The organism is Bacteroides sp. AM44-19 (assembly GCF_003603395.1).
Classification (GTDB): domain Bacteria; phylum Bacteroidota; class Bacteroidia; order Bacteroidales; family Bacteroidaceae; genus Bacteroides; species Bacteroides uniformis.
Window position 1 is genome coordinate 811,119 of record NZ_QTNB01000001.1, and the last position, 26,108, is coordinate 837,226.

Below are 26,108 nucleotides of genomic sequence, written 5' to 3' on the forward strand. Positions count from 1 at the left end.
ATTAATAACCAGCAAAGTAATGCAATAAATGATGATACTCCGACCTACCCCACAAGATTATGACGAACTGTTGACCGTCTGGGAAGCCTCTGTCCGCAGCACACACCACTTCCTGGCAGAAAAGGATATACAGTTTTACAAACCACTGATAAGAGAGCAGTACTTTCTTGCCGTAGAGCTTTACATCATCCGCAACGAAAAAGAAGAAATTGCCGCCTTTATGGGACTGAGCGATGAACTCATCGAGATGTTGTTTGTCCGTCCTGACCAACAAGGTAAGGGATACGGAAAACGGCTCATGGAGTACGCCGTCCACCAAAAACACATCCACAAAGTGGATGTAAACGAGCAGAACGGACAAGCTTGCCGATTTTACCAACATATGGGATTCCAAGTGGCCGGCCGGGACGAAACCGACCCGACGGGAAAGCCTTTCCCTATTCTGCATCTGCAATTACCAACCCCACCACAGATTACTCGGGTAGAACACAGATTATAATTTAGCAAACTTATGAAGATACATCACATCGCCATCTGGACCTTCCGACTGGAAGAGATGAAAGAGTTCTACACACGTTACTTCAACGGGAGCAGCAATGAAAAGTACATCAACCCCCAAAAAGGATTCGAATCTTATTTCCTTCACTTCGATGAAGGAACGGATTTGGAACTGATGAGCCGTACGGACATACAGAATACCCCTATTGAGGAAAACAGACTGGGACTGACCCACTTTGCCTTTGCCTTCGACAGCCAGGAAGCTGTCCTCCGACAGACAGAACGGCTACGTACAGCGGGATATACCATCGCAGGAGAGCCCCGTACCTCCGGCGACGGATATTTTGAAAGTGTCGTCCTCGACCCGGACGGTAACCGTATAGAATGTGTATTCAGGGCATAGTCTCTCAATCAGAGGAGACAAAGCTTCTCAACAGTTTTATCTCCTCTGCCCAAAGCGATTCATCGGGCGTCTCCAAAATAATAGGTATACCGTCAAAACGCACATCTTGCATAAAGCGCCGGAAGAAATCCATACCTATCAGCCCCTTGCCGATGCTGTCGTGACGGTCTACTCTGGAGCCGAGTGCTTTCTTGGAGTCATTCAGGTGTATACCGCGCAGATAGCCGAAACCTACCGCTGCGTCAAACTCCTCAAACACCTTGTCATACTCATTCACTATATCATAGCCTGCTGTATACGTGTGGCAGGTATCAAGGCAAACTCCAACGCGAGACTTGTCATCCACCCGGTCAATGATATGTCCCAGCTGCCAGAACTCATTTCCCACATTGCTACCCTGCCCGGCTGTGTTCTCTATGACAGCCACCACATCGTGCGTCTTGCCCAATATAAGATTAATGGATTCAGCGACCTTGTCCAGACACTCTTCCACGGAAATCTTATTCAGATGGCTGCCCGGATGAAAATTCAGTAACTTCAGCCCTAATTGTTCGCAGCGCTGCATCTCATCCAGAAAAGCGGCACGGCTTTTCTGTAACCCTTCTTCTTCGGGATGCCCTAAATTTATCAGATAACTGTCGTGAGGCAGGATATAGCGGGAATCGAAGCCAAGCTTCCCGCAATTTTCCTTAAACACCCTGATACTCTCCTCCGTCAGCGGCCTTGCCACCCACTGACGCTGGTTCTTGGTAAACAAGGCAAAAGCATTTGCCCCTATCTCACTGGCATTGACGGGAGCCGCTTCCACTCCCCCACTGGCCGATACATGTGCACCTATAAATTTCATAATCTTATTGTATTTGCTCTTTCATGAATTCCCACTGGCATTTTTTCATGTCCACACACCCATTCTTTCTGAACGTCACGCCCTCTGCCTCCAGCAAAGCCCGCTGTTCCGCCCAGCACGGTGCCAGCCTGCCCTGGCTGTTCACTACCCGATGGCAGGGCAAACACATGCCGTCGGGCACATTGTGCATAGCATGTCCCACCATGCGCGAACATTGAGGTCTTCCGACAAGATAGGCTATCTGTCCGTACGTCACCACCCGCCCCAGAGGGATTGCGGCCACTACATTATAAACCTCCTGCTGAAAAGTGTCTTTGTCCATAAAAGTCTGGTTTGGGAAGGCAAAGATATGATAAATTCAGCAGGTATGCGAACAGACGTTACAAGAAAGTGGCTGCGCCGAGCGGATTGTATGTATAGGTGACATTACGGGCACGGATGATTTCGCCCGTCGGGGTAAACAATATCTGATATTTCGTCTGGAGATTTGCCATCCCTACCTCTACCGCCACGATGGACTGCCATTTGGGAAACTGTACCCAAGTGACATTCTGCACCATCCCTCCGGAATATTCACTGGCGGCAAAAGCATTGTAAACGGCAGGGGGCACTTCGTCCATTGTCTCCCAGTCCGTCTGTTGCATTACCCATTGCGCCTGCCCGTCAAACCAGACTTTCGTATCAAAACCGTTCATCAGGAAATCTGCCACATAATAAGATTCATCATGCGACCAGGCAACACCATCTGCCGTAGGATACATTTTCTTCAGTGCAGCCTGTACATCAGCAGGTGCCCAATCGGCAGAAGCCGAGACTGATACCATCAGCATCAAAACCAGAAAAGAGAATTTCAACTTACTCATAACTTCATCAGATTATCATGTTATGAGAAGAACGGCGTATGGCAGATTTTGTTCACCTGCAACTCTCAACCATTCAACAGTTAAAAAGAGATATCCATTGTAATTCAATAGAAAATGACTAACTTCACACCAGAAATTCAGAAATATGATAAGAATACATCCCATATCCGGCAACAAAAAGCAATATCTTGACCTGCTGCTGCTTGCCGACGAACAAGAGTCCATGATTGACCGTTATCTGGAACGGGGAGAGATGTTCATCCTATCCGATAATGATACAGTCAAAGCGTCTTGTGTAATCACCTGCGAGGATAAAGGAATCTACGAAATAAAGAGCATAGCTGTCTATCCGGAATACCAGCGCCAGGGATATGGAAGACAACTGATAGCATTCGTTCTTGAACATTATAAAGACCGGTGCCATACTATGCTTGTCGGCACTGGAGACAGTCCGCTAACCATCCCCTTCTATGAAAGCTGCGGATTTGCATACTCACACCGGGTACCCGATTTCTTTATCGATAATTACGACCACCCCATATTTGAAGGAGGCAAGCAACTGAAAGACATGATTTATCTGAAAAGGACGCTTCAACCAAAATAATATCCTATATTTGCATATCACTTAACTCCACACATTATGGAAGCTAAACTTTGCCAAAGCTGCGGAATGCCCTTGTCATCTGCAGAAGTACTCGGAACCAATGCCGACGGTAGCCTCAACGAGGAATATTGCACCTATTGCTACCAGCACGGCAATTTTGCACAAGACTGCACTATGGACGAAATGATAGAACATTGTGCACAGTTCACCGACGAATTCAACAAGGATTCCGGAATGAATTTCACTAAAGAGGAAGCCATTGCCGGTATGAAAGAATTCTTCCCGACCTTGAAACGCTGGCAGTCCAAACAATAAACATGCCATCCCGTATCGAGCAGGAAAAACAGACAGTAGAACGGATGGTCCGCCTCTACTGCCGGAAAAAGGAAGGTAACAAGCAATTGTGTCCCCGATGCGAGGAATTGCTGGGATATGCCCGCATTCGTCTTTCACGCTGTCCTTTCGGTGAGAATAAATCCACCTGCAGGCAATGCAGCATTCACTGCTACAAGCCCGAAATGAAAGAACGGATGCGTAAAGTCATGCGGTATGCCGGACCACGGATGCTGTTATACCATCCCGTGGCGGCACTCTGCCATTTGTGGCAGGAATATGTCCATCAGTATCTCACCAAACGTTTCGGAGTTCCGCGCCAGGAACAGCACAAACAATAAACCGTATCCAGGTCGTATCCTTCCAATGAAGAGGTGCTGTCTTTAGGCACAATCTCGCCTTTGTCAGAGATGTAGACCGGCAGGCGCTCACCTTGTCCGTTCATCACAAAAAATGCCCCCACCTTGCATTGGGGGCATACCATCTTACGCATAATCAATTGAAATAATACAAAAATATAGCCACCCCTTCCAATGCCTTCTTCTTTTCACCTTGTATTTCGATGGCAAACTTTATTTCTGCCTTTGCTACGCCGCGCAAATTCGACAGAGATTGTAAATGGGCAACCAGTCGGATGCTCTGTCCGGACAATACCGCCTGACCGAACTTCATCTTGTCCATACCATAATTAATCATCATCTTCAGGTTGTTCACTTCAATAATCTGGTTCCACAGATATGGCAACATGGACAAGGTGAGATACCCATGTGCAATAGTGCTCTTAAAAGGGCTTTCCACTTTGGCGCGTTCCGTATCGACGTGTATCCACTGATGGTCCAATGTCGCATCAGCAAACAGATTGATACACTCCTGAGGGAGCTCTACATATTCCGAAACACCGATTTGCTGGCCTACCAGCTTTTCAAAATCCTCGTACGAGTTGATAATCACTTTTTCCATTACTCTCTATTTTATTGATAAATTATAAATTCACACGCTTTATCCACATATCCGCCATTCGTTTATGCCCTGCAGGAGTGGGGTGGATACCGTCCCAAATCCAATAGGTGTCTTGAGAAGCCGGAGCAGTGCCGAGAATTTCATCGAACATCGCATTATAAGGAAGAAATACCGTCTGATAGTCCTTCGCTATCCTCTCTACGATGGCGGCACAGCGACGCACCAGACTATCACGTTCTGCAAAGTCCTCACTCTTACGCATATTGCCGACATTGGCAACAAAAGGAGTGCCCAGCACTATCTTCAATTCCGGATTGGCCTGTAAAGAACGGTCAAGCAAGGAACGGTAACACTTCTCCCATCCTTCAAAATCAAAAGGCTCTTTTTTGTCACCCTGCAGATAGTAATGTACATCGTTTGTCCCCACCAAGACGGAAAGCACATCCGGTTTCATTCCAATGACATCCTCTTCCCAGCGTTTCTCCAAATCCCGGAGAGTGTTTCCACTGATGCCACGGTTAAAAAAAGCATATTCCTTTTCCGGAAAATCTCCTTGATAACGACTTGCACACAAATACATATAGCCGCTACCGTAAATATGGTTCATATCCCAAAGGCTTCGTTCCGCAGTCGGTTTGGGCATCCCGCAGGCATTTCCCCAGTTACCGTCCGTGATAGAATCTCCGATAAACAAGACACGCGGGCCGCTTGCATGGAGTAAGAGTGATATGCAGAAAAAAACTATTACAAAGAGTCCAATACGCTTCATGGCATTTTCTTGTTAGAATGTAAAAATTGCAACAAATATACGTCTTATTCCGGCAAGTACAAAAACTCGGGTACCTTTTTCCCATTTCCCAAAAACACATATAACCCTTATTTTTATTTCCGTTCATCACAGATTAATTTGGAAATAATGTATCTTTGTCAATATCTTAATTGTTGTGGCAGAACAAAAACATCACTATTAAAGATTCCGGTATGAATTCTAAATTTGATTATGACTTACTGTCAGCAATGATGACCAATGCCAATATGGGATGGTGGGAAGCTGATTTAAAGACCGAAAGCTACATTTGCTCCGAATATATCTCCCGGTTGCTGGGACTGGATGAGGATGGAACCATCAGCTTTAAAGATTTCAACAAACGTATCCTGAAAGAGGAACAACGGCATACTACCACACATTCCTTCGACAATATCCGGCAGACACAAGAGACTGTGCTCAACACAGTAGAGGGTCCAACGTGGATAAGAAGCAAGATATGCCTGCAGAGAACCGATGAAAACGGTAATGTCAAAGTCTACGGCATTGCCGAAACACAAGACGGTCCCGACATGTCATCGGCATCCCAAGCCTTACAAGAGCGTAACCGTCTCCTCCATAATATTTATAAATATCTTCCGGTAGGAATTGAGCTCTATAACCGAGAGGGAATATTGATAGATATGAATGACAAAGAGCAGGAAATGTTCCATCTCAAACAGAAAGAAGATCTACTTGGAATTAATATTTTCGAGAATCCGATTTTCCCGGAAGAGATGAAAAGCAAGTTAAGAAAACATGAAAATGCAGACTTCACTTTCCGGTATGACTTCTCTAAAATAGGCAATTACTACAAGACACAGAAGAAGACGGGCACCATAGACCTTGTAACCAAAGTCACAAGCCTTTACGACGATAATCACAACCTGACCAACTATCTGCTAATCAACGCAGACAAAACGGAAACGACCGTCGCTTACAACAAAATACAAGAGTTCGAGAGCCACTTTGAGCTTATAGGTGACTATGCCAAAGTGGGATATGCCAATTATGACCTTCTTAATGAGCAAGGCTATGCCCAACGCAGCTGGTACAAGAACTTGGGTGAGAAAACAGAAACACCGTTGTCCAAAATCATCGGAACCTACAATCATCTCCACCCAGACGACCGTACTATCATGCTTGACTTCCTACAGAACGTAAAGAGAGGACTGGCACACAAGCTCAGCCGGGAAGTACGTGTTCTTAAAGAAGACGGTTCTTTCATGTGGACCCACGTCAACATCATTGTAGAACGCTACATGCCTGAACAGAACATCATAGAGATTATCTGCATCAATTATGACATCACCCAATTAAAGCAGACGGAGGCAATGCTGATACAAGCCAAGGAAAAGGCCGAAGAGGCAGACCGGCTGAAATCCGCTTTCCTTGCCAATATGAGCCATGAAATCCGCACGCCGCTAAATGCGATTATCGGTTTCTCCAGCCTACTGCACTACGTGGAAAACGAGCAGGAAAGGGAACAGTACATCTCTTTGATAAACCACAACAACCAACTGTTGCTCAAACTAATCAACGACGTTCTGGACCTTTCCAAGATAGAGGCCGGACACATAGAGCTCCATTCCGAATGGTTCAATCCGGCAGAACTCATCGAGGAAAGTATTACCGAGTACGAACGGAACGTTCCGGCAGGAGTGAAACTCTTTGCCAGGTATCCGGTACCCCCCGGCCAGATAGAGCACGACCCGATGCGCATCAAACAGATACTGAACAACTTCATATCGAATGCACTGAAAAACACCGTGCAGGGACATATCGAAGTGTACTACGAAACGGACACAGACGGAATAAGAATCAGTGTTTCCGATACTGGATGCGGTATTCCCCCCGACAAACTGGGAATGATATTCGAACGGTTTGAAAAGGTGGACTCTTTTGCCCAAGGTGCCGGATTAGGACTCTCCATCTGCAAATCCATCGTTGAGAAAATGAATGGAGTGATTACCGTAGATTCGACAATGGGAGTGGGAAGCTCATTCACCGTGGAACTGCCCTGCCGGACAAGACCATCCTGACAACAAACGAAAAACAATGATTTATGACCGCACAGAAAGAATTTACCCTAACCCCTCGCCGGCGTGGCTTTCACCTGGTGACAGAGGAGATTATACGCAACCTTCCACCGCTTCCGTCTGCCGGAATCCTGCATCTGTTCATCAAGCATACAAGCGCAGGCCTCACCATCAACGAGAATGCAGACCCTGACGTACAGACAGATATGGAAGCCATCTTCAACCGCCTCGTAAAAGAACGGGAACCTTATTACCAACATACATGCGAAGGCGATGACGATATGCCCGCCCATGCCAAGGCAACCCTCAGCGGAACCAGCCTCACCATCCCCATCACCAATGGGCGTCTGAACATAGGTATCTGGCAAGGCATCTATCTCTGCGAGTTCCGCAACCGGGGCGGAGGAAGAAGAATTGTAGCAACCGTCATCGGATAATCCCCTATCATCATGCAGAAAGCCATCATCATCGGTGCCACTTCAGGCATCGGACAAGAAGTAGCCAGGATACTTGTACAACAAGGCTGGCATATAGGTATTGCCGGCAGAAGAGAGGAAGCATTGCATGCCCTGCAAGCCACCGCACCCGACCGGATAGTCACGGAACAGCTGGACGTTACGGAAGAGACAGCGACTCTACACCTCCATAACCTGATAAAAAAGCTGGGAGGCATAGACCTGTTTTTCCTCAGTTCCGGCGTGGGACATCAAAACCGGGACTTACAACCGGACATCGAACTGAACACGGCACGTACCAATGTAGAGGGATTTACCCGCATGGTGACTGCCGCCTTCAACTATTTCAAGGAAAAAGGCTCCGGACATATTGCTGTCATCAGTTCCATTGCAGGCACTAAAGGACTGGGCGTTGCACCGGCCTACTCTGCCACCAAACGCTTCCAGAATACCTATATCGAAGCGCTGGCACAACTTGCCCGGATGCAGCATCTTGATATACACTTCACCGACATCCGTCCGGGATTTGTTGCCACCGATTTATTGAAAAGCGGGAAATACCCGATGCTGATGAAAGCAGACCGTGTAGCACAGCACATAATCAAGGCTTTAAGAGAAAAGAGACGGGTAGTTGTCATTGACGGACGCTACCGGGTACTGGTATTTTTTTGGCGTATGATTCCACGATGGCTATGGGAAAGGTTGCCTATAACGAATTGATTTCGTATCTTCACGTCTCCAAACAGAAATAGACATACAGACATGAAGAAAAATTCAAAATATATCGTGCTTACCGCTGCCATTGCACTGTGCGCAGGTTCCAGCCTCCCCTTCCTCGCAGGCAGCAGTACGCTGAATCCCGAACGCGATTCCGTGAAATCCGAAGTTCCCTACTGCGTGACCTCCCCCAGCGTACCGGACAAGATCACTTTTGCCGGACAAGCTATTGACCTGCTTCGCTACGACCACCACGAACGTATGGACCGCGAACTGATGTCCTTCACCTACATGCACTCCACCACCATGCTCATGGTGAAGCGTGCCAACCGCTACTTCCCCGTCATAGAACCTATACTAAAAGCCAACGGCCTGCCCGATGACTTCAAGTACCTCGCTGTGATAGAAAGCAACCTGAACCCGCTTGCCAAATCGCCTGCGGGTGCCGCCGGCCTATGGCAGTTCATGCCTGCCACCGGACGCGAATTCGGACTGGAGGTGAACAGCAACATTGACGAACGATACCATATAGAGAAAGAGACCAAAGCAGCCTGCAAGTACCTGAAAGATGCTTATCAGAAATACGGGAACTGGCTGTGCGTAGCCGCTGCCTACAATGCCGGGCAAGGACGCATCTCCACACAACTGCAGAAGCAAATGGTGGACCAGGCTGTCGACTTATGGCTGGTAGAAGAGACTTCGCGCTACATGTTCCGCCTGCTGGCAGCCAAAGCAGTCATCAGCAATCCGCAGCAGTACGGCTTTCTGTTGAAACGGGAACATCTTTATCCGCCCATCCCCTACACGGAAGTGACCGTCACAACGGGCATCGGCAACCTGGCACAGTTTGCCAAAGATAAAGGCATCACCTATGCCCAACTGAAAGATGCCAATCCGTGGCTGCGGGATACCTCGCTGATGAATAAAAGCGGACGTACATACATACTAAAAATACCGACACAAGCCGGAATGCATTACAACCCCAAGAAAACAGTGCCCCACAATAAGAATTGGGTCATCAATTAATAAAAAAGAAAGAGAGGATACGATGATGATGTTAAACTTTGATTTTGTGCTCAGGTTGCTGGTAGCCGGAATATTGGGTGCCATTATCGGACTGGACCGGGAATACCGTGCCAAAGAAGCAGGCTACCGCACCCATTTCCTGGTATCATTGGGAAGCGCGCTCATCATGATTGTATCCCAATATGGTTTTCAAGAAATCATCAAGGAAAGCAGTGTGACGCTGGACCCCAGCCGTGTTGCCGCACAAGTAGTCAGCGGTATCGGATTCATCGGTGCGGGTACCATCATTTTCCAGAAACAGATAGTCAGGGGACTGACAACAGCCGCAGGAATATGGGCTACTGCAGGCATCGGATTGGCAGTAGGTGCAGGAATGTACGCCATCAGCATTGCCGCCACCCTGCTGACTCTGGCAGGGCTCGAACTGTTGAGCCTTATTTTCAAAAGCATTGGCATGAAAAGTTCCGTGATAACCTTTTCCACTTCCAGTAAAGAGATACTGCCGCAAGTGTCCCGGCGATTCAACTCCAAAGACTATCTGGTGGTGTCCTACAACCTGGACCGGCAAGTGCAGGGAGAGTACACCAACTATCAAGTGACCATGGTCATCAAATCCAAGAAAGGCTATGATGAGGGATATTTGCTGCAACTGATGCAGGAATTTCCCGAAGTGACAGTGGAGAAAATCGAATAAAGGGAATCACTGCTGTTTTTCCGTCAGATATTTCCAATATCGCACGGGCATGTCCTGCTTGTGCTTCCGGGGATTGAGGCGTTCCTTGATGCAGATTGCCTTGAAATAGGTTTTCCAGAGAGATTGGAAAAGCCGTTCGTCTTTGTCCATCAGACTTTCGTCGAGCATGCCGGTGACAAGATGTCCTTCGCGACTGTCCTCACCAAAAGTCACCTGGCGCACCTCTTTCAAGTCGTAATAGTACCCATAGGCTCGTCTGATGTCATAAATCAGCCAACGCTGGTCGGCAAAACGGTCCTTGAAATGCTCCGTCACCAGGGGAAGGGCATTCTTCTCGGGCTTGACAGCCGCAAAGAAAGTACCGTCCGCAGCTTTCTGGAAACGGACAAACTGAAGCAGGCGTATACGCTCCCAATCCACCCGCTTCCACATACGGGAGAACTCCAGCACATCAGGGTCGGCAAAGTTTGTTTCAATGGAACGAGGAGCATCTATTGCCTTGCGGATATAGCGGAAAAGGAGCATGGGAGTTTCCGGCTCCTCGGCCAGCCAGCACTGGGCGAGGCAGGCAAGTGCCGCAGACGACAGCTTCTTCTGCAATCCGCGCCAGACGCGACCGGACTTCTCCTCATCGGTTATCACTGTAAATATTTCATCGTAGAACAATGGTAGAGGCTCTCCCTCCAACAACAGTGTATCGGGGAAAATGCGGCGGGAATAGGCTTCAAAAACAGAAGTCAGCAATCCCTCAAAAGTCTTATCGTATAAAAAGATATTCATTCGCCAAAATCAAGCATCAACTGCCTCTCATCCACTTTTTTCTTGTTCGGTTTGGGCAACAGCAGACTGCGTACCCCTTGCGGAGTCAGCTCATTGACCGTGCGCATCGGCAACTCGCAGCAGGTAATGAAATACTGCGCCTTCTTCATCACCACCCCTATCTTCTTCAACTGGTAGAAACCTATCTTGGAGAAACGTCGGGAAGCCACTATCAGCCGTGCCGACTTCACGCCGATGCCCGGCACGCGGAGCAACATCTCATAATCCACCTTGTTCACATCGACCGGAAACTGCTCGGGATGGCGCAAAGCCCAGGACAGCTTGGGGTCAATCTCCAAATCAAGGTCCGGGTAGGCATCATCCACTATTTCCTCCACCTTGAACTGATAAAAACGCATTAACCAATCGGCTTGGTAGAGCCGGTTTTCACGTACCAAAGGGGGCTGCTTCAATGCCGGCAGGCGCTTATCGTAGGTATTGACGGAAATATAGCCCGAATAGTAGACACGCCGCATCGTAGGTCCCTTGTAGAGGGCCGACGAAAGATACAGAATATCCTTGTCCGTCTCGGCGGTAGCGCCTACTATCATCTGTGTGCTTTGTCCTGCAGGAGCGAAACGAGGAGCGTGGCGGTGTTTCTTGCGTTCTTCCGAACTTTCAAGGACTCCCTGCTGGATGTAGCGCATAGGCGCATATACACTCTTATGGTCTTTCTCCGGGGCAAGCAGTTTCAGGTTCTCCTCCTTCGGTATCTCGACATTGACGCTGAGACGGTCGGCATAAAGTCCTGCCTCATTCACCAGTTCGCGGCTGGCACCGGGAATGCTCTTCAGATGGATATATCCGTTGAAACGATGGATAGTGCGGAGGTCCTTGGCAACGCGCACCAGGCGTTCCATCGTGTAATCGGGATTACGCACCACCCCACTGCTCAGGAAAAGCCCTTCGATATAGTTGCGGCGATAGAACTCCATGGTGAGGTCTACAAGCTCGGCCACCGACAGCGTGGCACGCGGCAGGTCGTTGCTGCGGCGGTTGATGCAGTAGGCGCAGTCGTAGATGCAATAATTGGTAAGCATCACTTTGAGCAGGGAAATGCACCGACCGTCCTCGGCAAAGCTGTGACAGATACCCCAACCGCCCACAGTGTTCCCCAGCATACCCGCCTTGCCGGAGCGCACCGTACCACTGGAGGAACAAGAGACGTCATACTTTGCCGACTCTGCCAGTATCTTCAATTTATTGAGAACGTTTTCATCCATAATACCTGCGCCAAAAGTAACAATAATACTTTTCAAAAACAAAAAAGACCGCCAGTAGTGGCAGTCTTTCGCAGCATCAAATATGCTTTTTTTCTTACTTCTTAGAAGCTTCCAAAGATGCTTTGCGGAATTCCTTCATAGCTTTTTCGATTTCCAAAGAAGCCTTACGAGCGCGAGTTCCTGCTGCCTTGTTACCGTTTTCCAACTGAGCGTTTGCATCTTTTGAGAAGTCTGCATACAATGCAGCTACTTTTTCAACTAATTCTTTCATAATCCTTTTTAAATTACTTCGTTAATAATGTCTGGCAAAAATACATTCTTTCTTGAAATAAATGCAGAAAAACGATATTTTTTTTGAAATATTCGGTAAAATCGCCGCAAAAAGGGGCTCTTACGCGTTTTTTATCTACTTTTGCAAGCATGAAAACGCTTACTGACACCGAATATATACACGCTCTCATAGCCGAAGGAGAGCACCAACAGCAGGATTTCAAGTTCGAAATATCCGACGCCCGCAAGATAGCCAAAACCCTTTCAGCCTTTGCCAATACAGACGGTGGAAAACTGCTCATCGGAGTGAAAGATAACGGGAAAATTGCCGGTGTCCGTTCGGACGAAGAACAATATATGATAGAAGCGGCTGCCGGACTTTATTGCAGCCCCGAAGTGAACTACACCATGCAGACCTATCTGGTGGAAGGCCGCAGTGTGCTGGTGGTACAAATCGAGGAAAGTGACCGGAAGCCGGTATATGCCAAGGACGAAACAGGAAAATACTTGGCCTATCTCCGCATCAAGGATGAAAACATCCTGGCTACTCCCGTCCATCTGCGCGTCTGGCAGCAAAGCGGAAGTCCGAAAGGAGAACTGATAGAATATACCGAACGGGAACAACTGTTGCTCAATCTGCTGGAAGAAAACGACCGCCTTTCACTGAACCGTTACTGCCGCCTGGCGCATCTTTCCCGACGCGCCGCCGAACATCTGCTGGCAAAGTTTGTTCGTTATGACATAGTGGAACCGGTGTTTGAAGGACACAAATTTCACTTCAGGCTGAAATAGGCAAGGAGATTCCGTCAAGTTTGTCCAGATTTGTCCATGGTACAAATTGCAGCACACGAGTTCATATCACGTTGATTATCATCAACTTGCAAGGAGTCTATCTCAGTTAACGACAGAGGCAGCCTAAAGTAACGACAGAGACCACCTTAGATAACGACAGAGGGTAGCACTTGTTTTGTGTGAGTTTTTTTTACTACAAATAGATAACTGTACATATACATTATGGGAATAATAAATCTGATAAACGACCTGCTCTGGACCTACATCCTCGTTGCCCTACTGTTGGGATGCGCCGTATGGTTTACGCTGAGAACCCGCTTTGTACAGTTCCGGATGATAAAGGAAATGGTACGTCTGCTGGGCGACTCGGGCGGGAAAGGCGATGCCAAGGAAAAGCATATCTCATCGTTCCAGGCATTTGCCATCTCCATTGCCAGCCGTGTAGGTACGGGCAATCTTGCAGGGGTTGCCACCGCCATTGCAGTAGGCGGTCCGGGCGCTGTATTCTGGATGTGGGTGATTGCCCTCCTGGGTGCTTCCAGCTCGTTTGTAGAATCTACACTGGCCCAATTGTATAAGATAAAGGGCAAAGACTCCTTTATCGGCGGCCCGGCCTACTATATGCGTAAGGGACTGAAACAGCCGTGGATGGGGGCACTGTTTGCCGTACTTATCACCATTACCTTCGGATTTGCATTCAACTCGGTACAGAGCAATACACTGTGTGCCGCTTTCGAAGGCGCTTTCGGGTTCGACCATGCCGTTGTGGGAGGGATCATCACCGCACTCACGCTGACAATCATCTTTGGAGGCGTACAGCGCATAGCCAAAGTCAGCAGCATCATCGTCCCCATCATGGCGTTGGGATACATTGCACTGGCACTTATCATCGTTCTGTTGAACATCAAAGAGCTGCCGGGAGTCCTGGCACTCATTGTCGGCCACGCCTTCGGATGGGAGCAGGCTTTGGGAGGGGGTGTCGGCATGGCGCTGATGCAGGGCATCAAACGCGGGCTGTTCAGCAACGAGGCCGGTATGGGGTCCGCCCCCAATGTGGCGGCAACCGCACACGTCAGCCACCCCGTGAAGCAAGGCTTGATTCAGACGCTGGGAGTATTTACCGATACGCTGATTATATGTACCTGCACCGCTTTCATCATTCTGTTCAGCGGTGCTCCACTGGATGGTTCCACAAACGGCGTACAGCTTACCCAGCATGCACTGACCAACGAGATAGGACCTTCGGGAGCCATCTTCGTTGCGGTAGCCTTGTTCTTCTTCGCATTCAGCAGCATTCTGGGAAATTATTATTACGGAGAAGCCAATGTGCGCTACCTTACCCACCGTAAATGGGTGCTCAACATCTACCGTATACTGGTGGGCGGCATGGTCATGTTCGGTGCTGTTGCCACCTTCGACCTGGCATGGAGCCTTGCCGACGTCACTATGGGACTCATGGCGCTCTGCAATCTTATCGCCATCAGCCTGCTCGGAAAATACGCTTTCAGGCTGCTTGAAGACTACCGCGCACAGAAAAGCGCCGGTATCAAAGACCCCGTTTTCACCAAGAACCGCCTGAAAGAGGTAGAAAAAGACATAGAGTGCTGGTGATAACCAACTTATTTCGTACTTTTGCAGCCGGAACCGCCGGATGACCTGCGGTCTTGTAATTTGTAATCAGTAATTCGTAATTTGATATGAGTTTATTTGCCAAACTATTCAACAAGAATACCGGAGAAGTATCTTCGAAGAATGTGGAAGACTTCGTGTCACTGACACGCGTCTACTTCCAGTCTGTAATAGCCGCCAACCTGGGCATCACCAATATCCGCTTTGTGCCGGATGTAGCCAACTTCAAGCGTCTGTTCAAAATCCCCACGCAGGGAGGCCGCCTGGGACAAGCGGAAAAGGCCGCTTCGCGCAAGATGCTGATGCAGGACTACGGCATCAGTGAAAACTTCTTCAAGGAAATTGATACTTCCGTCAAGAAGCACTGCCGTACGCAGAACGACGTACAAGGTTATCTCTTTATGTATCAAGGCTTCTCCAATGACTTGATGATGCTGATGGGAAACCTGATGCAGTGGAAATTCCGCATGCCTTCCATCTTCAAGGGAGCACTGCGCAGCATGACCGAAAAAACCGTACACGACGTCTGTACAAAAACCGTATGGAAAAAGGACGATGTACACAAGACGGCAGCGGCAGTACGCCAGTACAAAGAGCGTCTGGGATATTCGGAACAATGGATGACCGAGTACGTTTACAACGTAGTGATGCTGGCCAAAAAGGAACCGAAACAGAAAGCCAACGAAGAGAAATAAAAGAAAAAGAATTCTAAAGAACTTTAGAAACAAGAAGGCGGGAAAGAAATTTCCCGCTTTTTTTGTTATTTTTAGCAAATGAAATCATTTTCCCCTCACGGAACACAAGGACGCACCCCGCGTCAACCATCATAAATATTAACTTCAAAAAAACAACCGCTTATGAAACAAAAGAAAATGCTTGCACTCACTCTATCACAACTGGAACAACTTTATCGGCACGAACTCCCTGAATTGGTCAGCATCGCCGTTCAAAGCGACGATGCGGAAGCCTTCAAGGCCAACCTGACGGAGTACATTGCCGGACATCCGGAAGTGGACAACGAGGCCGGTAAGCAAATTCGACTCTTGATTGAATTTGACGGGCAGGAAGTACACGAGCTCTCCATCGGAGAACAGCTGCCCATATCAACTTTATCAATGCTGCATTCCTTCCTCACAGGACAATGGGAAGAGGAAACGGAAACGGACCTGTTCATCGACTTGTTCCAGCAGTTCAAACGCCTCCACCAGCCAGCCCCCACCCTGCCCTCCGCACAGAAAATCAAAACCCTGACCGAACGCTGGCCCAGCGGACTGGATGAAGACGTGCAGCATATCCGTGCAAAGAACAAGGAACGCATCCTGCATGCACTGGTGCAGAAGATTGAGCACCGCAAGAACCCGGCTTCCCGCTTCCATTTCGAAGAGGGACTCAGCTACGAGGAGAAGTTCAACCTCGTCAGCGAATGGTGGAATGACTTCCGTTTCCATCTTGCCATGGCCGTCAAAAGCCCTACGGAGCTAAACCGTCTTCTCGGCAACTCCCTTTCTGCCAAAACCATGTACCTGCTCTCAAAAGCCCGCAAGAAGGGAATGCCTTTCTTCGCCACCCCCTATTATCTGTCACTGCTGAACTGCACCGGCAGCGGATACGACGACGAGGCCCTGCGCAGCTATATACTCTATTCACCCCAACTGGTGGAAACCTACGGACAGATACGTGCCTGGGAACGGGAGGATATCGTAGAACCAGGTAAACCCAACGCCGCCGGCTGGCTGCTGCCCGACGGGCATAACATCCACCGCCGTTATCCGGAAGTGGCCATCCTCATCCCCGACACCATGGGACGCGCCTGCGGAGGACTCTGCGCATCTTGTCAGCGTATGTACGACTTTCAAAGCAAACGGCTCAATTTTGAGTTTGACACCCTGCGTCCCAAGGAGACATGGGAAAAGAAGCTGCGCCGGCTGATGGCCTATTTTGAGGAAGACACGCAACTGCGGGACATTCTCATCACCGGCGGTGACGCACTGATGAGCCAAAACAAGACGCTGGGCAACATATTAGACGCCGTCTACCGCATGGCAGTCCGCAAGCGGAAAGCCAATCAGGAACGGCCCGAGGGAGAAAAGTATGCAGAGCTGCAACGTGTACGCCTCGGCTCACGCCTCCCCGCCTACCTGCCCATGCGCATCAATGACGGGCTGGTGGAGATTCTAAGGGAATTCAAGGAAAAGGCGTCTACCATCGGCATCCGCCAGTTCATTATCCAGACACATTTCCAAACCCCGCTCGAAGTCACTCCGGAAGCTGCCGAAGGAATACGCAAACTGCTGGCGGCAGGCTGGCTCATTGATAACCAACTGGTATACAACGTAGCTGCATCCCGCCGAGGGCATACCACCCGCCTGCGCCAAGTGCTCAATCAGTTGGGAGTGGTTTGCTACTACACCTTCTCCGTGAAAGGTTTTGAAGAAAACAATGCCGTGTTTACCCCCAACAGCCGTTCCGTACAAGAGCAACGGGAAGAAAAGTGCTTCGGGAAGCTGACCAAGGAAGATGCCCATAATCTGTCCGTACTGCTTGGAACCGTCCATGACCCGGCAGCCTGCATCCGGCGTTTCCTGAAAACGCACCACCTGCCTTTCCTCGCCACCGACCGCAATGTGCTCAACCTGCCCGCCATCGGCAAGAGCATGACCTTCAACATGGTAGGCATCACTCCCGAAGGCAAGCGCATCCTGCGTTTCGACCATGACAGCACCCGGCGCCACAGCCCTATAATAGACCGGCTGGGACAAATATATATCGTAGAGAACAAGTCCATAGCCTCCTACCTCCGCCAACTGCAGGCCATGGGAGAAGACGCCGAAGAATATGCCACCATCTGGAACTATACGGAAGGCAAGACGGAATCCCGGTTCAGCCTCTACGAATATCCTGATTTCCCCTTCCAAATCACCGACAGAATGAGCAATCAGGACATTGCAGGATAGCATATCCAAGATATATTCCGTACTTTTGCAGGCAGAACAATGAAATTGGAAAGTATGGAAATAGAACAACACCCTTTAGAACCCTTCCTTCCCGGCAACGCCCGTCTACTGATGCTGGGAAGCTTTCCTCCGCAGAAAAAGCGGTGGTCCATGGAGTTTTACTACCCCAACTGGAACAATGACATGTGGAGGATTACCGGGTTCCTTTTCTTCAATGACAAGGATTATTTTGTAGACAAGACGAAGAAGGCTTTCTGCAAAGAACGCCTCATCAGTTTCCTGCAGGAAAAGGGTATTGCCTTGTTCGACACAGCCTCTGCCATCCGGCGCCTGCAGGACAATGCCTCGGACAAGTTTCTGGAAGTAGTGCAGCCTACGGACATTCCTGCCCTACTGCACCGGATACCGCAATGCAAGGCTATCGTCACCACCGGCGAGAAGGCAACGGACACGCTGTGCACGCAGTTTTCCATCGACAAGCCCAAAGTAGGCGACTTCACGGAGTTTCTTTTCGAAAACCATCCGATGCGCCTCTACCGGATGCCTTCTTCCTCAAGAGCCTACCCGCTGGCACTGGAAAAAAAAGCAGCAGCGTATCGCATTATGTATCAGGACTTACAGATGTTGTAAGCAACTTTCTTTATAAAATAAGTACGTCTGTTACTTGCATATTTGAAAGTTTGCATTACCTTTGCAGCCGCAAACACGGGAGTAGCTCAGTTGGTAGAGCACCGGTCTCCAAAACCGGGTGTCGGGAGTTCGAGCCTCTCCTCCCGTGCATGAACGAATAATGGCTGTAAGCATTGCTTACAGCCATTATTCGTTTTATAAATGCCTACCGGATATCTATCAGCTTATGTGTCTGCAAACTAAGTCTCCACTTAGGATGCTTCATCACGCAATCCACCGTTTCGGCCGTATTGCTGCAAGAGCAAGGCTGAAGAAAGAAATGCCCGGCGGGCAACTGCTCATAAACAGTAATATCCTGCCCTTCATACACCACCTTCACTTCATTCATACGCGTAATTTCCAGCTTTACCCCCTGCTTGGGAGAGCAGGTCACCCAATCTATATTATCCGGCAGCAGACGGGTACCGTTTGTTTCAATGCAGACATACTTTCCCGCCTGGTGCAGACAATCCACAAATTCACGGTCAATCCAAAGGGAGGGTTCTCCACCGGTCAGTATCACGGTAGCGGCAGGGTATTTACTGACTTCTGTTACGATATCTTCATCGGACATCAGTATGCCGTCCTCATGCTGCGTATCACAGAAGGGGCACTTCAGGTTGCAACCGGAAAAACGGATAAAGACAGCCGGGGTACCCGTATGGTATCCTTCTCCCTGCAAACTGTAGAATATCTCATTAATCTTCCTCATAGACGGCAATGTTTGATTCCGACTCCTGCACCTCTACCTTGAAGCAAGTGGGTATCTGGTCGCATATCCAACGGGCTATGTTCTCGGCTGTGGGATTGAAGGACAGCACTTCATTAAGATTATGATGATCCAGCTGTTCCTTTACCACCTGCTTGATGTGACTGAAGTCTACCACCATTCCGTCCGCATTCAGCTCTTTGGAACGGCAATAGACAGTGATAATCCAGTTGTGACCGTGCAGATTCTCACACTTACTGCGATAAGAAAGTTTCAGGCTATGGGCAGCCGACACTTCCATACGTTTGATGACTGTGTACATATTGTTAATACGCTAATTAATATAATAAGTTGCCGCATCTAATGTCACCTCGATGCGACGGCAAAATTACAAAAAACTTAAGATTTATCCATTTACTTCCCTATCTTATTCGTACACACAAAGAGAATTGGCAACCTTACGCTCTGCACTGCCACTCGGGGTATTGGCTATTCCCTTATCCGGCAACGCCCCACTCCACAGCGTAGAAGAACCGCCACCGTCCAGATTCAACGCATCCTCCCCGCCCAATATACGAATCATATGGGCAAGCTCGGGTATATTGATACCTTCCGCTTTTCCCTTCCGACGTCCGTCAACAACAATAAGCAGGATTTTTCCTTCTCTTGTCAGCGCCACAGCACTGCGAGGATGCTTGGTATCTACAAAATTCCGATTAGTCCCGGACAAGTCGCACACTTGCCCGTCCTTCAGCATCAAAGGACCGGAAGCCAGCACAGTGCCTTTTTTCAAAGTACATGCCTTTTCATCCTGCTTGCTCCAGGGAATCAGTTCCAGCCTGCCTTTCTTTATGAGTACAGCTCCATTGGACACTGTTGCCAGAACTCCGGTAGAGGTAGTATCTATCACCACCCCGTCCTTACGCAGATAGCAGACGGAATTTCCGGCTTTCATATCAAAATAGGAGCCATTGATGGCCGCCACCGCACCTGCATGCCGGGCGGCTATACTGGTCTCCTCCTTGGGATTGTGGACGAGCACATCGAAGCGGTAGCGCTTCGGGGATATTTCAAAAATAGACACTTCCTGAGGAACTCCATACAAAGAACTGAATACTGCCTTTTTATAAAGCATCCCTTTCTGCAGGGGCTCAGTCTGCCAATCGGCAGAAACGATGGCAAGAGAGTCGGCAGCAGTCTGCGCCATTGCTGCAAACATGCCGCAACAGAGAAACACTGCCAGGAATATTTTCTTTTTCATATAGATGGGATTGGTTTAAATTAATTCATAGCTGCAGATTTGAATCGGCATGTCGAGATTATGCAACACCTTTTCAAGCTGTATACCTTCACGGTTGTCGTACTCGTATCCGAAAGTAGCACGGATACCTTGCAGAATGAACTGCGTGGCACGGTCCAGGGCAATGGGCAAACTGTCACCTTGCAACAGTGCCCCGGTGATGACACTGGTAAACGTATCCCCCGTTCCGGGATAATGGGCCGGCAGGTAAGGACACGTAACCTTCCAGTAGCGGTTACCGTTCCGGTTATAGGCATACACGGACGTCTTATGCTTATCATCCCGTACGGGCACACTGGTAATAATCACCACTTCGGGACCACAATCGGAAAGCTGGCGAAGGTATGACTTCAATTCCTCATCCGTATTCATCTCCTTATAAGGAATACCCAGCAGATAGAACAGCTCCGTCAGATTGGGGGTAACGACATCGGCCTTGGTGATGAGATGTTTCATTTCATCAATCATGGACTCGTGGAAGTTCGCATAAAGCCGTCCGTTATCACCCAACACCGGGTCTACCACAACCAGACCGTCCGGTCGGCGGAAGTCATCAATAAAGTCAGAAACAATATGTATCTGCCGCGGAGAACCCAGATAGCCGGTATAAAAGGCATCAAACTGTACTTCCAGCTTCTTCCACTCGGAAATAATCTTCGGCATTTCATCCGTCAAGTCCAGAAAAGAGAATTCCGGATACTGGGTATGGCTCGACAATACGGCTGTAGGCAACGGACACACCTGGAAACCCATAGACGAAAGGATGGGAATGACCACCGTCAGAGACACCCGTCCGACTCCCGACAAGTCGTGGACGGCAACAACCTTCTTTACTTTATTCGCATACATATTATCTATATTATTATTTTTCCTACATTTGCCGCATGAAAACCGTCTGCATCATTTTGGGAACAGTTTCTTTGGCACTCGGCATCATCGGCATCTTCCTGCCGTTGCTGCCCACCACGCCTTTCCTGCTGCTCACGGCAGCACTCTACTTCAGAGGCTCACCCAGACTGTACCAATGGTTGCTGAACCACAAATGCCTCGGTCCCTACATCCGCAGCTTCCGCGAGAACAAAGCCATCCCTCTACGTGCCAAAATCATCTCCCTACTGCTGATGTGGGGAACAATGGTTTACTGCATCTTCTTCTTGATTCCACTAACAGAAATAAAGATAGTATTGTTCCTTGTCGCTGTGGGGGTGACTTGGCATATACTGTCATTCAAGACGTTGAAATGATGTGCTAAACTCCTCCTAACTTCTCGAAGAATTCTCCCAACCCCTTCCGGGCATCGGCAAGCTTGTCTTCCCAATGTTTCACGGAGTTCTGCCCGATAATATCCGTCACGTACTTCACCGAAATGAAAGGAACATTCTTGGCACGGCATACCAAAGCCTGGGCATAGGCTTCCATATCCACAACATCACCGGACACATCCGAGAGTTCTGTCAAGAAAGTATCCCCCGTATTGCATACACCGCCTGCCGGCCAGTGTAAACAATATCCTTTTTGGGACAACAAATCCATTGAATCAATCTCATACTCCATACCAAGCTCCACCAGCTTCTGCATATCACGGTCCACAAAATGACGGCATACGAAAATATCTCCTACCTGGTGACGGATAGTCCCTGCCGTACCCACATTGACCACCAAGTCCGGTTGCGCATGGCTTATCGCTTCAGAAAGATAAAAAGCCGATTTCACCTTTCCCACACCGGTACGGAGATAGCCAACCTGCACCTCTTCCTCCCCTATCAGTCCGGGAAATTTCAATTCAGTAAATTCGCCTTGTACGGCATAAGTAACCAAGATTCTCATATCAATTCATTGTTTGTAGTTCCTACCTATTCAAAAAATTACTCCTTGAAGAAAAGACAAAGGTAGAAACCTTTTTTTGAAGATTCCTACCTTTGAGGCAATTAAATGCACAGTGGTTCCAGAAGAATGATAAATTATTCGTCCAGTTTCCTTTTATATTCGCCGATAAAATAACTGTCCGGATACTCCTTCTCTGCCATCAGCAAGCAATTTTTGGCCTCATCCGTCCTATCGTTCTGCATATAGTATTGAATCAAGAGAGCATAGGCGTATTCTCTTCCCCAGGTAGGCAGGCTGGAATCATCTGTATTCTTGTCAGGAGATGAAGTAGCTTTCTTCAAATAATATTCCACCTTCTTCCCGCCACCGAAACTAGCCGGAGTGTAATAATCGTTACTGCCCAATACATACCAACCTCTTACATTGGTAGAGTCCAGTTCCAAAGCCTTCCCAGCATTTTCCCGAATGCCAGCAGATATTCTTCCTGCCTCCATACCCGAAGCAAACTGAATGGAAAAACTCTGCACAAGCGCTAATAAGGCATAGGTTTCAGAAGTTTTGTTCCCTATATCATTCAAAATAGCGGAGGCTTCCTTTATCACTTTCCCACTATCTTCCTTCTTTCCAAGTTTCAAATAGAAAACACTTTTATAGTAGGTAATATAAGCCTTCCAATACGGAACCATACCATTCCCATCTTCAAGTTTGTTCAGCTTTGTAAACAGACTATCGAGCGGAGCTGCAGTATTTTGAACAAAGCAATTGTTCATAGCCAGTTCAATTTTTTTCTGAATGCCGTCCAGTACATCATCAGATTCAGTTCTTGACAATGAGGCTCCACAAGCCGCATTGACCATACATACGCCTACTACAAATGCAGACAAGAGGACAAATAAAACAATACTCCTTTTCATAATTTCTCATTGTTTTTAATCAGACACTGCCATTTTCCATCAATCCCATCAAATTCTCAGGAAAATCATAATTTTCCCACCAGATAAGATTTCAACGCCTCTATATATTCTTCAAAGGCATCCACTCCCTGCGGAGTAATCCTACAAAGTGTACAAGGCATTTTTCCTTTAAAAGTTTTTGTTATCTCCACATAACCCGCCTTGCTGAGCTTATCCAACTGCACACTGAGGTTTCCTGCCGTAGCTTTCGTTTGTTGGCGGATATAGACAAAATCCGCTTCCTCAACACTGATGAGCAACGACATCACCGCAAGCCGCAATTCACTGTGGAGCAAAGGGTTCAGTTCTTTAAACATATCAAATTTTATTCTTCCATTTATTTTTCAACAATGCATAGAGAGATATTCCCAACAAAGGAAGCCCCAATAAAAGCATGTCCCAACGTATAGAATACCATATTTCCAACAGATTCCCATTGAACTTCTTTTATTGCAACCGGAAATAAAATGAATAGCAAAACAATCATCCATACCATAAATTTCCAGAAGAGCAGAAATCTGTCCAAAACATTATTTATTGTCTTCATCTTATACCTCACTTTCTGTTGTGAACTTCTTTCCGGGCTTTATAGTTCAAAATATGCCCCGGAACAATCATGGCAAAGACCACCACACCGGCAAACCAAACCAAAGACACGTATGACGTTCCGGAATTCAGTGCATCAAAGAAACTCTTCATACCCCACATAAGCCCCATAGCCGGAAAGATAAAAAATGTAGTATAACGAATGATGCAACCCGTAATGATACTTCCCATCGACATGACAATAGCCCCCATAGGAAGAATAACCTCATACCGTTCAAGATCCGTAGCCATCAATACAAATATCATACAAATCAGTCCAAACATCCTCCAAACCTGAACTAAAATCTTGTCAATGTAAGATTTTACCATCTTCTGACGCTTACGCATCAAAAGAAATGTCAGTAAATACCCGATAACGGGAATTCCCCAAAATCCCCACATCCAGAGAGGATTCTTTGTAAAGTACACACCCGCCAACACCGTCAATGTCACCAATACACTCACATATCCCCACACTAAAAACATGTTTCCGCTACCTGTGTCCAAATTCCGACGCGTATTCTGTATCATCTGAGTGATGAGTTCCAAACTCTCTTTCTCGTTCAGTTTCTTGTCTTCCATAATCAATAAATATTTATTTATCCTGCTTTGCCATTCCGTTTAAGTAATGTCCCGGTATCACCATCATAAAAACAAAAGCCGATGCAAAAACCAGTATTTGGTCGAAACCGTGTACATAGATACACCCCACAGAGGCCAAAGCTCCCACCACTCCGCACACTGTCACTACCTTCATCTTTATAATCAGTCCCGTCAGTGCCGTCCCCATTCCCATCATCAGTAATATGACAAAAAGGACAGACATATTCCAGAAGAAGATGGAAACCCAGGAAACAAAAAAGCCCCCTAATCCGAATACCGCCCATACATATCCTACAATACGGTCAATATAAGTCTTAATCATCTTCGGCTGTTTGTGCTCAATCCATAAAGTAGAAGGCAGGGAAATAGCCGGCAACAAAAACCACAGCCATTGCCAATGATAATTTCCCGTTTCCTTCAACAGAAACCAAACCAATAACGACACTATTATGGTCGTATATCCCCATATCAGAAAAGGAGCTCCGGAATTCCGAGTCATCCGGGACTTCGTATTCTGTATCATTTGAGCAATGAGTTCCAAACTCTCCTTCTCATTCAACACTCTGTCATTCATAACCAATAGATTTATTATTCAACATCAAATACATTCAATATCAAGAAAAGCATCAGTAGCCAATTGGCCGTAAGCATATACACAAACCAGGTTTCCATATTCCCTCCTTTCAGAATTAAACAAGAGTATACTGAAGAATCCATAAACACAGTAGAATGCCCACTAAAACCAGCAGTACTCTCACCGTCACCACATAACATCTGGCCAACAAGCTTTTACGCAAAAAGAAAGCCTCACCCAAAGCCAGTATCACCAACCAGGCATAACCATAAAAAGTAGTGATATGCCATACATCCTTTGACTCCATGCATACTGCAAAAAACAGAAAATCCGAAAGTAAAGATATTCCCACAGCAACCAATGATACAAACAACGCCTTCTTCATCAGATTCCCGGCATTACTCCCACAAGACAAGCAAGCATAAATGCCTATCCCCCAGAAAAGAGGGTTTACAGTAAGCATCAGCAACATACCCAACCGGGGGCTATGACTCCAGGGAACCCACAACACGATATTGGAAAGCCAATACAAACACATCACCGTTAGTACAGTAAATATCCACCAAAGCTGATGCTGCCAACTATCCCGTACCACTCCAGCAACCGGCTTCTGCTTCCCCATATCAAATATCTTATCTTCCATAATCTTTAATCAGTTAAATTCTTATTCATTTCAGCACATATTCCCCGATTGACAATCTAAGATGTTGCAAATATAATTAGTTTATTTTATAAACCAAACTATTATATAAATTATTTTATTTATTTCTTTGCATCCTCCTTTACTATAGATTATTCCAATCATTCCCAAGCAGTAGTTCCGGAAACAGCAAAAAGTAATTCCTGCCTTACTAACTATTAATCGTCCGATAACCGTTTTATTATCGTCCGACATATGTCTAATTATCGTCCGACAGTTGTTGGACGATAATTCAACAACTGTCGGACGATTAATAG

The 26,108-nt window shown here is 47.5% G+C and carries 36 protein-coding genes and 1 tRNA gene; 17 read left to right on the forward strand and 20 right to left on the reverse strand.

Annotated elements, in window-relative coordinates:
* Nucleotides 1-28 precede the first annotated feature (28 nt).
* Together DW947_RS03680 and DW947_RS03685 are read left to right on the forward strand one after the other, a co-directional pair.
* Entirely contained in the window at nucleotides 29-499 is a 471-nt protein-coding gene (locus DW947_RS03680) for a GNAT family N-acetyltransferase (RefSeq protein ID WP_009036631.1), read from the forward strand.
* A 12-nt stretch (nucleotides 500-511) separates the two neighbouring features.
* On the forward strand, nucleotides 512-901 hold the full coding sequence (locus DW947_RS03685) for a VOC family protein (RefSeq protein ID WP_009036630.1): 390 nt from the start codon (nucleotides 512-514) through the stop codon (nucleotides 899-901).
* A gap of 4 nt (nucleotides 902-905) precedes the next feature.
* Here the strand turns inward: DW947_RS03685 and nfo are convergent, their stop codons facing one another.
* Genes nfo through DW947_RS03700 form a run of 3 tightly spaced genes read right to left on the reverse strand, consistent with a single transcriptional unit; the run spans nucleotide 906 to nucleotide 2,611 of the window.
* Nucleotides 906-1,748 (reverse strand): deoxyribonuclease IV, encoded by an 843-nt coding sequence (nfo, locus tag DW947_RS03690; protein ID WP_005826472.1) that lies wholly within the window; start codon nucleotides 1,746-1,748, stop codon nucleotides 906-908.
* Nucleotides 1,749-1,752: 4 nt separating this feature from the next.
* Nucleotides 1,753-2,070 (reverse strand): MGMT family protein, encoded by a 318-nt coding sequence (locus DW947_RS03695; RefSeq protein WP_117963484.1) that lies wholly within the window; start codon nucleotides 2,068-2,070, stop codon nucleotides 1,753-1,755.
* Between the two features lie 58 nt (nucleotides 2,071-2,128).
* Nucleotides 2,129-2,611 carry a PepSY-like domain-containing protein gene (locus tag DW947_RS03700; protein WP_005826470.1) on the reverse strand — a complete coding sequence of 161 codons (483 nt, stop codon included), beginning with the start codon at nucleotides 2,609-2,611 and terminating at the stop codon, nucleotides 2,129-2,131.
* Between the two features lie 145 nt (nucleotides 2,612-2,756).
* Here DW947_RS03700 and DW947_RS03710 point away from each other — a divergent pair, with 145 nt between their 5' ends.
* The 3 genes from DW947_RS03710 to DW947_RS03720 are packed head-to-tail and all read left to right on the forward strand — an operon-like array spanning nucleotide 2,757 to nucleotide 3,889.
* Nucleotides 2,757-3,215, forward strand: coding sequence for a GNAT family N-acetyltransferase (locus DW947_RS03710; protein ID WP_005835863.1), 459 nt, complete (start codon nucleotides 2,757-2,759; stop codon nucleotides 3,213-3,215).
* A gap of 36 nt (nucleotides 3,216-3,251) precedes the next feature.
* Complete coding sequence (locus DW947_RS03715; RefSeq protein ID WP_005835861.1) at nucleotides 3,252-3,530, forward strand: zinc ribbon domain-containing protein; 279 nt, start codon at nucleotides 3,252-3,254, stop codon at nucleotides 3,528-3,530.
* Between the two features lie 2 nt (nucleotides 3,531-3,532).
* Nucleotides 3,533-3,889, forward strand: a complete 357-nt coding sequence (locus DW947_RS03720) for a nitrous oxide-stimulated promoter family protein (protein ID WP_009036628.1) — start codon at nucleotides 3,533-3,535, stop codon at nucleotides 3,887-3,889.
* Here the strand turns inward: DW947_RS03720 and DW947_RS03725 are convergent.
* From DW947_RS03725 to DW947_RS03735, 3 genes are read right to left on the reverse strand one after another with little or no spacing between them, the layout of a single operon-like run.
* Nucleotides 3,835-4,041 carry a hypothetical protein gene (locus DW947_RS03725; RefSeq protein ID WP_009036627.1) on the reverse strand — a complete coding sequence of 69 codons (207 nt, stop codon included), beginning with the start codon at nucleotides 4,039-4,041 and terminating at the stop codon, nucleotides 3,835-3,837. The genes DW947_RS03720 and DW947_RS03725 overlap by 55 nt on opposite strands.
* A gap of 2 nt (nucleotides 4,042-4,043) precedes the next feature.
* Nucleotides 4,044-4,508 carry a MaoC family dehydratase gene (locus DW947_RS03730; protein ID WP_117963485.1) on the reverse strand — a complete coding sequence of 155 codons (465 nt, stop codon included), beginning with the start codon at nucleotides 4,506-4,508 and terminating at the stop codon, nucleotides 4,044-4,046.
* Between the two features lie 22 nt (nucleotides 4,509-4,530).
* The gene (locus DW947_RS03735; RefSeq protein WP_009036626.1) at nucleotides 4,531-5,277 is read right to left on the reverse strand and encodes an SGNH/GDSL hydrolase family protein; all 747 of its coding nucleotides are present in this window, start codon (nucleotides 5,275-5,277) and stop codon (nucleotides 4,531-4,533) included.
* Between the two features lie 212 nt (nucleotides 5,278-5,489).
* Between DW947_RS03735 and DW947_RS03745 the strand changes: the two genes are divergently transcribed.
* Genes DW947_RS03745 through DW947_RS03765 form a run of 5 tightly spaced genes read left to right on the forward strand, consistent with a single transcriptional unit; the run spans nucleotide 5,490 to nucleotide 10,244 of the window.
* Complete coding sequence (locus DW947_RS03745) at nucleotides 5,490-7,355, forward strand: PAS domain-containing sensor histidine kinase (protein WP_119958449.1); 1,866 nt, start codon at nucleotides 5,490-5,492, stop codon at nucleotides 7,353-7,355.
* 23 nt (nucleotides 7,356-7,378) lie between these two features.
* Nucleotides 7,379-7,789: a secondary thiamine-phosphate synthase enzyme YjbQ gene (locus DW947_RS03750; protein WP_005826454.1), complete on the forward strand. Its 411-nt coding sequence runs from the start codon at nucleotides 7,379-7,381 to the stop codon at nucleotides 7,787-7,789.
* Nucleotides 7,790-7,801: 12 nt separating this feature from the next.
* Entirely contained in the window at nucleotides 7,802-8,527 is a 726-nt protein-coding gene (locus DW947_RS03755) for an SDR family NAD(P)-dependent oxidoreductase (protein WP_005826453.1), read from the forward strand.
* 42 nt (nucleotides 8,528-8,569) lie between these two features.
* Nucleotides 8,570-9,550, forward strand: coding sequence for a lytic transglycosylase domain-containing protein (locus DW947_RS03760; protein WP_044467371.1), 981 nt, complete (start codon nucleotides 8,570-8,572; stop codon nucleotides 9,548-9,550).
* Nucleotides 9,551-9,575: 25 nt separating this feature from the next.
* A complete protein-coding gene (locus tag DW947_RS03765) occupies nucleotides 9,576-10,244 on the forward strand; it encodes an MgtC/SapB family protein (protein WP_057281828.1) in 669 nt (222 codons plus the stop codon).
* Nucleotides 10,245-10,250: 6 nt separating this feature from the next.
* Here the strand turns inward: DW947_RS03765 and DW947_RS03770 are convergent, their stop codons facing one another.
* The 3 genes from DW947_RS03770 to DW947_RS03780 form a co-directional block, all read right to left on the reverse strand.
* Complete coding sequence (locus DW947_RS03770; RefSeq protein ID WP_057281770.1) at nucleotides 10,251-11,024, reverse strand: TIGR03915 family putative DNA repair protein; 774 nt, start codon at nucleotides 11,022-11,024, stop codon at nucleotides 10,251-10,253.
* A complete protein-coding gene (locus DW947_RS03775) occupies nucleotides 11,021-12,286 on the reverse strand; it encodes a putative DNA modification/repair radical SAM protein (protein ID WP_057252776.1) in 1,266 nt (421 codons plus the stop codon). Before DW947_RS03775 ends, DW947_RS03770 begins: the two co-directional genes overlap by 4 nt.
* Nucleotides 12,287-12,380: 94 nt before the next feature.
* Nucleotides 12,381-12,557 carry a histone H1 gene (locus DW947_RS03780; RefSeq protein ID WP_005826447.1) on the reverse strand — a complete coding sequence of 59 codons (177 nt, stop codon included), beginning with the start codon at nucleotides 12,555-12,557 and terminating at the stop codon, nucleotides 12,381-12,383.
* Nucleotides 12,558-12,706: 149 nt separating this feature from the next.
* Here DW947_RS03780 and DW947_RS03785 point away from each other — a divergent pair, with 149 nt between their 5' ends.
* The 6 genes from DW947_RS03785 (at nucleotide 12,707) to DW947_RS03810 (ending at nucleotide 18,709) form a co-directional block, all read left to right on the forward strand.
* Nucleotides 12,707-13,348 (forward strand): helix-turn-helix domain-containing protein, encoded by a 642-nt coding sequence (locus tag DW947_RS03785; protein ID WP_025834754.1) that lies wholly within the window; start codon nucleotides 12,707-12,709, stop codon nucleotides 13,346-13,348.
* 222 nt (nucleotides 13,349-13,570) lie between these two features.
* Nucleotides 13,571-14,959 carry an alanine/glycine:cation symporter family protein gene (locus tag DW947_RS03790; protein WP_005835842.1) on the forward strand — a complete coding sequence of 463 codons (1,389 nt, stop codon included), beginning with the start codon at nucleotides 13,571-13,573 and terminating at the stop codon, nucleotides 14,957-14,959.
* A gap of 86 nt (nucleotides 14,960-15,045) precedes the next feature.
* Nucleotides 15,046-15,672 (forward strand): hypothetical protein, encoded by a 627-nt coding sequence (locus DW947_RS03795; protein ID WP_005826441.1) that lies wholly within the window; start codon nucleotides 15,046-15,048, stop codon nucleotides 15,670-15,672.
* A gap of 162 nt (nucleotides 15,673-15,834) precedes the next feature.
* On the forward strand, nucleotides 15,835-17,931 hold the full coding sequence (locus DW947_RS03800) for a KamA family radical SAM protein (protein ID WP_117963487.1): 2,097 nt from the start codon (nucleotides 15,835-15,837) through the stop codon (nucleotides 17,929-17,931).
* 54 nt (nucleotides 17,932-17,985) lie between these two features.
* Nucleotides 17,986-18,561 carry a uracil-DNA glycosylase family protein gene (locus tag DW947_RS03805; RefSeq protein WP_009036618.1) on the forward strand — a complete coding sequence of 192 codons (576 nt, stop codon included), beginning with the start codon at nucleotides 17,986-17,988 and terminating at the stop codon, nucleotides 18,559-18,561.
* A gap of 75 nt (nucleotides 18,562-18,636) precedes the next feature.
* Nucleotides 18,637-18,709 (forward strand) — tRNA-Trp (locus DW947_RS03810).
* A 57-nt stretch (nucleotides 18,710-18,766) separates the two neighbouring features.
* On the opposite strand, the gene DW947_RS03815 is transcribed toward DW947_RS03810, so the two are convergent.
* From DW947_RS03815 to DW947_RS03830, 4 genes are all read right to left on the reverse strand, one after another.
* Nucleotides 18,767-19,312 carry a 7-carboxy-7-deazaguanine synthase QueE gene (locus DW947_RS03815; RefSeq protein WP_057089189.1) on the reverse strand — a complete coding sequence of 182 codons (546 nt, stop codon included), beginning with the start codon at nucleotides 19,310-19,312 and terminating at the stop codon, nucleotides 18,767-18,769.
* Nucleotides 19,299-19,631 carry a 6-carboxytetrahydropterin synthase QueD gene (gene queD / locus DW947_RS03820; protein ID WP_005826426.1) on the reverse strand — a complete coding sequence of 111 codons (333 nt, stop codon included), beginning with the start codon at nucleotides 19,629-19,631 and terminating at the stop codon, nucleotides 19,299-19,301. The genes DW947_RS03815 and queD overlap by 14 nt, the downstream gene beginning before the upstream one ends.
* Nucleotides 19,632-19,736: 105 nt before the next feature.
* On the reverse strand, nucleotides 19,737-20,570 hold the full coding sequence (locus DW947_RS03825) for a phosphodiester glycosidase family protein (RefSeq protein WP_044468344.1): 834 nt from the start codon (nucleotides 20,568-20,570) through the stop codon (nucleotides 19,737-19,739).
* Between the two features lie 15 nt (nucleotides 20,571-20,585).
* Nucleotides 20,586-21,458 carry a pyridoxamine kinase gene (locus tag DW947_RS03830; protein ID WP_005826422.1) on the reverse strand — a complete coding sequence of 291 codons (873 nt, stop codon included), beginning with the start codon at nucleotides 21,456-21,458 and terminating at the stop codon, nucleotides 20,586-20,588.
* A gap of 35 nt (nucleotides 21,459-21,493) precedes the next feature.
* Between DW947_RS03830 and DW947_RS03835 the strand changes: the two genes are divergently transcribed.
* Nucleotides 21,494-21,853 (forward strand): YbaN family protein, encoded by a 360-nt coding sequence (locus DW947_RS03835; RefSeq protein WP_044468343.1) that lies wholly within the window; start codon nucleotides 21,494-21,496, stop codon nucleotides 21,851-21,853.
* Nucleotides 21,854-21,857: 4 nt separating this feature from the next.
* Here DW947_RS03835 and DW947_RS03840 read toward each other — a convergent pair whose 3' ends face one another.
* From DW947_RS03840 to DW947_RS03870, 7 genes are all read right to left on the reverse strand, one after another.
* On the reverse strand, nucleotides 21,858-22,436 hold the full coding sequence (locus tag DW947_RS03840) for an MTA/SAH nucleosidase (protein WP_009036613.1): 579 nt from the start codon (nucleotides 22,434-22,436) through the stop codon (nucleotides 21,858-21,860).
* Between the two features lie 134 nt (nucleotides 22,437-22,570).
* Entirely contained in the window at nucleotides 22,571-23,350 is a 780-nt protein-coding gene (locus tag DW947_RS03845) for a hypothetical protein (RefSeq protein ID WP_016273217.1), read from the reverse strand.
* A 65-nt stretch (nucleotides 23,351-23,415) separates the two neighbouring features.
* Nucleotides 23,416-23,706 carry a winged helix-turn-helix domain-containing protein gene (locus DW947_RS03850; RefSeq protein ID WP_005835827.1) on the reverse strand — a complete coding sequence of 97 codons (291 nt, stop codon included), beginning with the start codon at nucleotides 23,704-23,706 and terminating at the stop codon, nucleotides 23,416-23,418.
* Between the two features lie 20 nt (nucleotides 23,707-23,726).
* Nucleotides 23,727-23,936, reverse strand: coding sequence for a hypothetical protein (locus DW947_RS03855; RefSeq protein WP_119958450.1), 210 nt, complete (start codon nucleotides 23,934-23,936; stop codon nucleotides 23,727-23,729).
* A gap of 8 nt (nucleotides 23,937-23,944) precedes the next feature.
* Nucleotides 23,945-24,556 (reverse strand): hypothetical protein, encoded by a 612-nt coding sequence (locus DW947_RS03860; RefSeq protein ID WP_005835825.1) that lies wholly within the window; start codon nucleotides 24,554-24,556, stop codon nucleotides 23,945-23,947.
* Between the two features lie 13 nt (nucleotides 24,557-24,569).
* Nucleotides 24,570-25,151, reverse strand: coding sequence for a hypothetical protein (locus DW947_RS03865; protein WP_005835823.1), 582 nt, complete (start codon nucleotides 25,149-25,151; stop codon nucleotides 24,570-24,572).
* Between the two features lie 115 nt (nucleotides 25,152-25,266).
* Nucleotides 25,267-25,794, reverse strand: a complete 528-nt coding sequence (locus tag DW947_RS03870) for a hypothetical protein (protein WP_034528592.1) — start codon at nucleotides 25,792-25,794, stop codon at nucleotides 25,267-25,269.
* Nucleotides 25,795-26,108 lie beyond the last annotated feature (314 nt).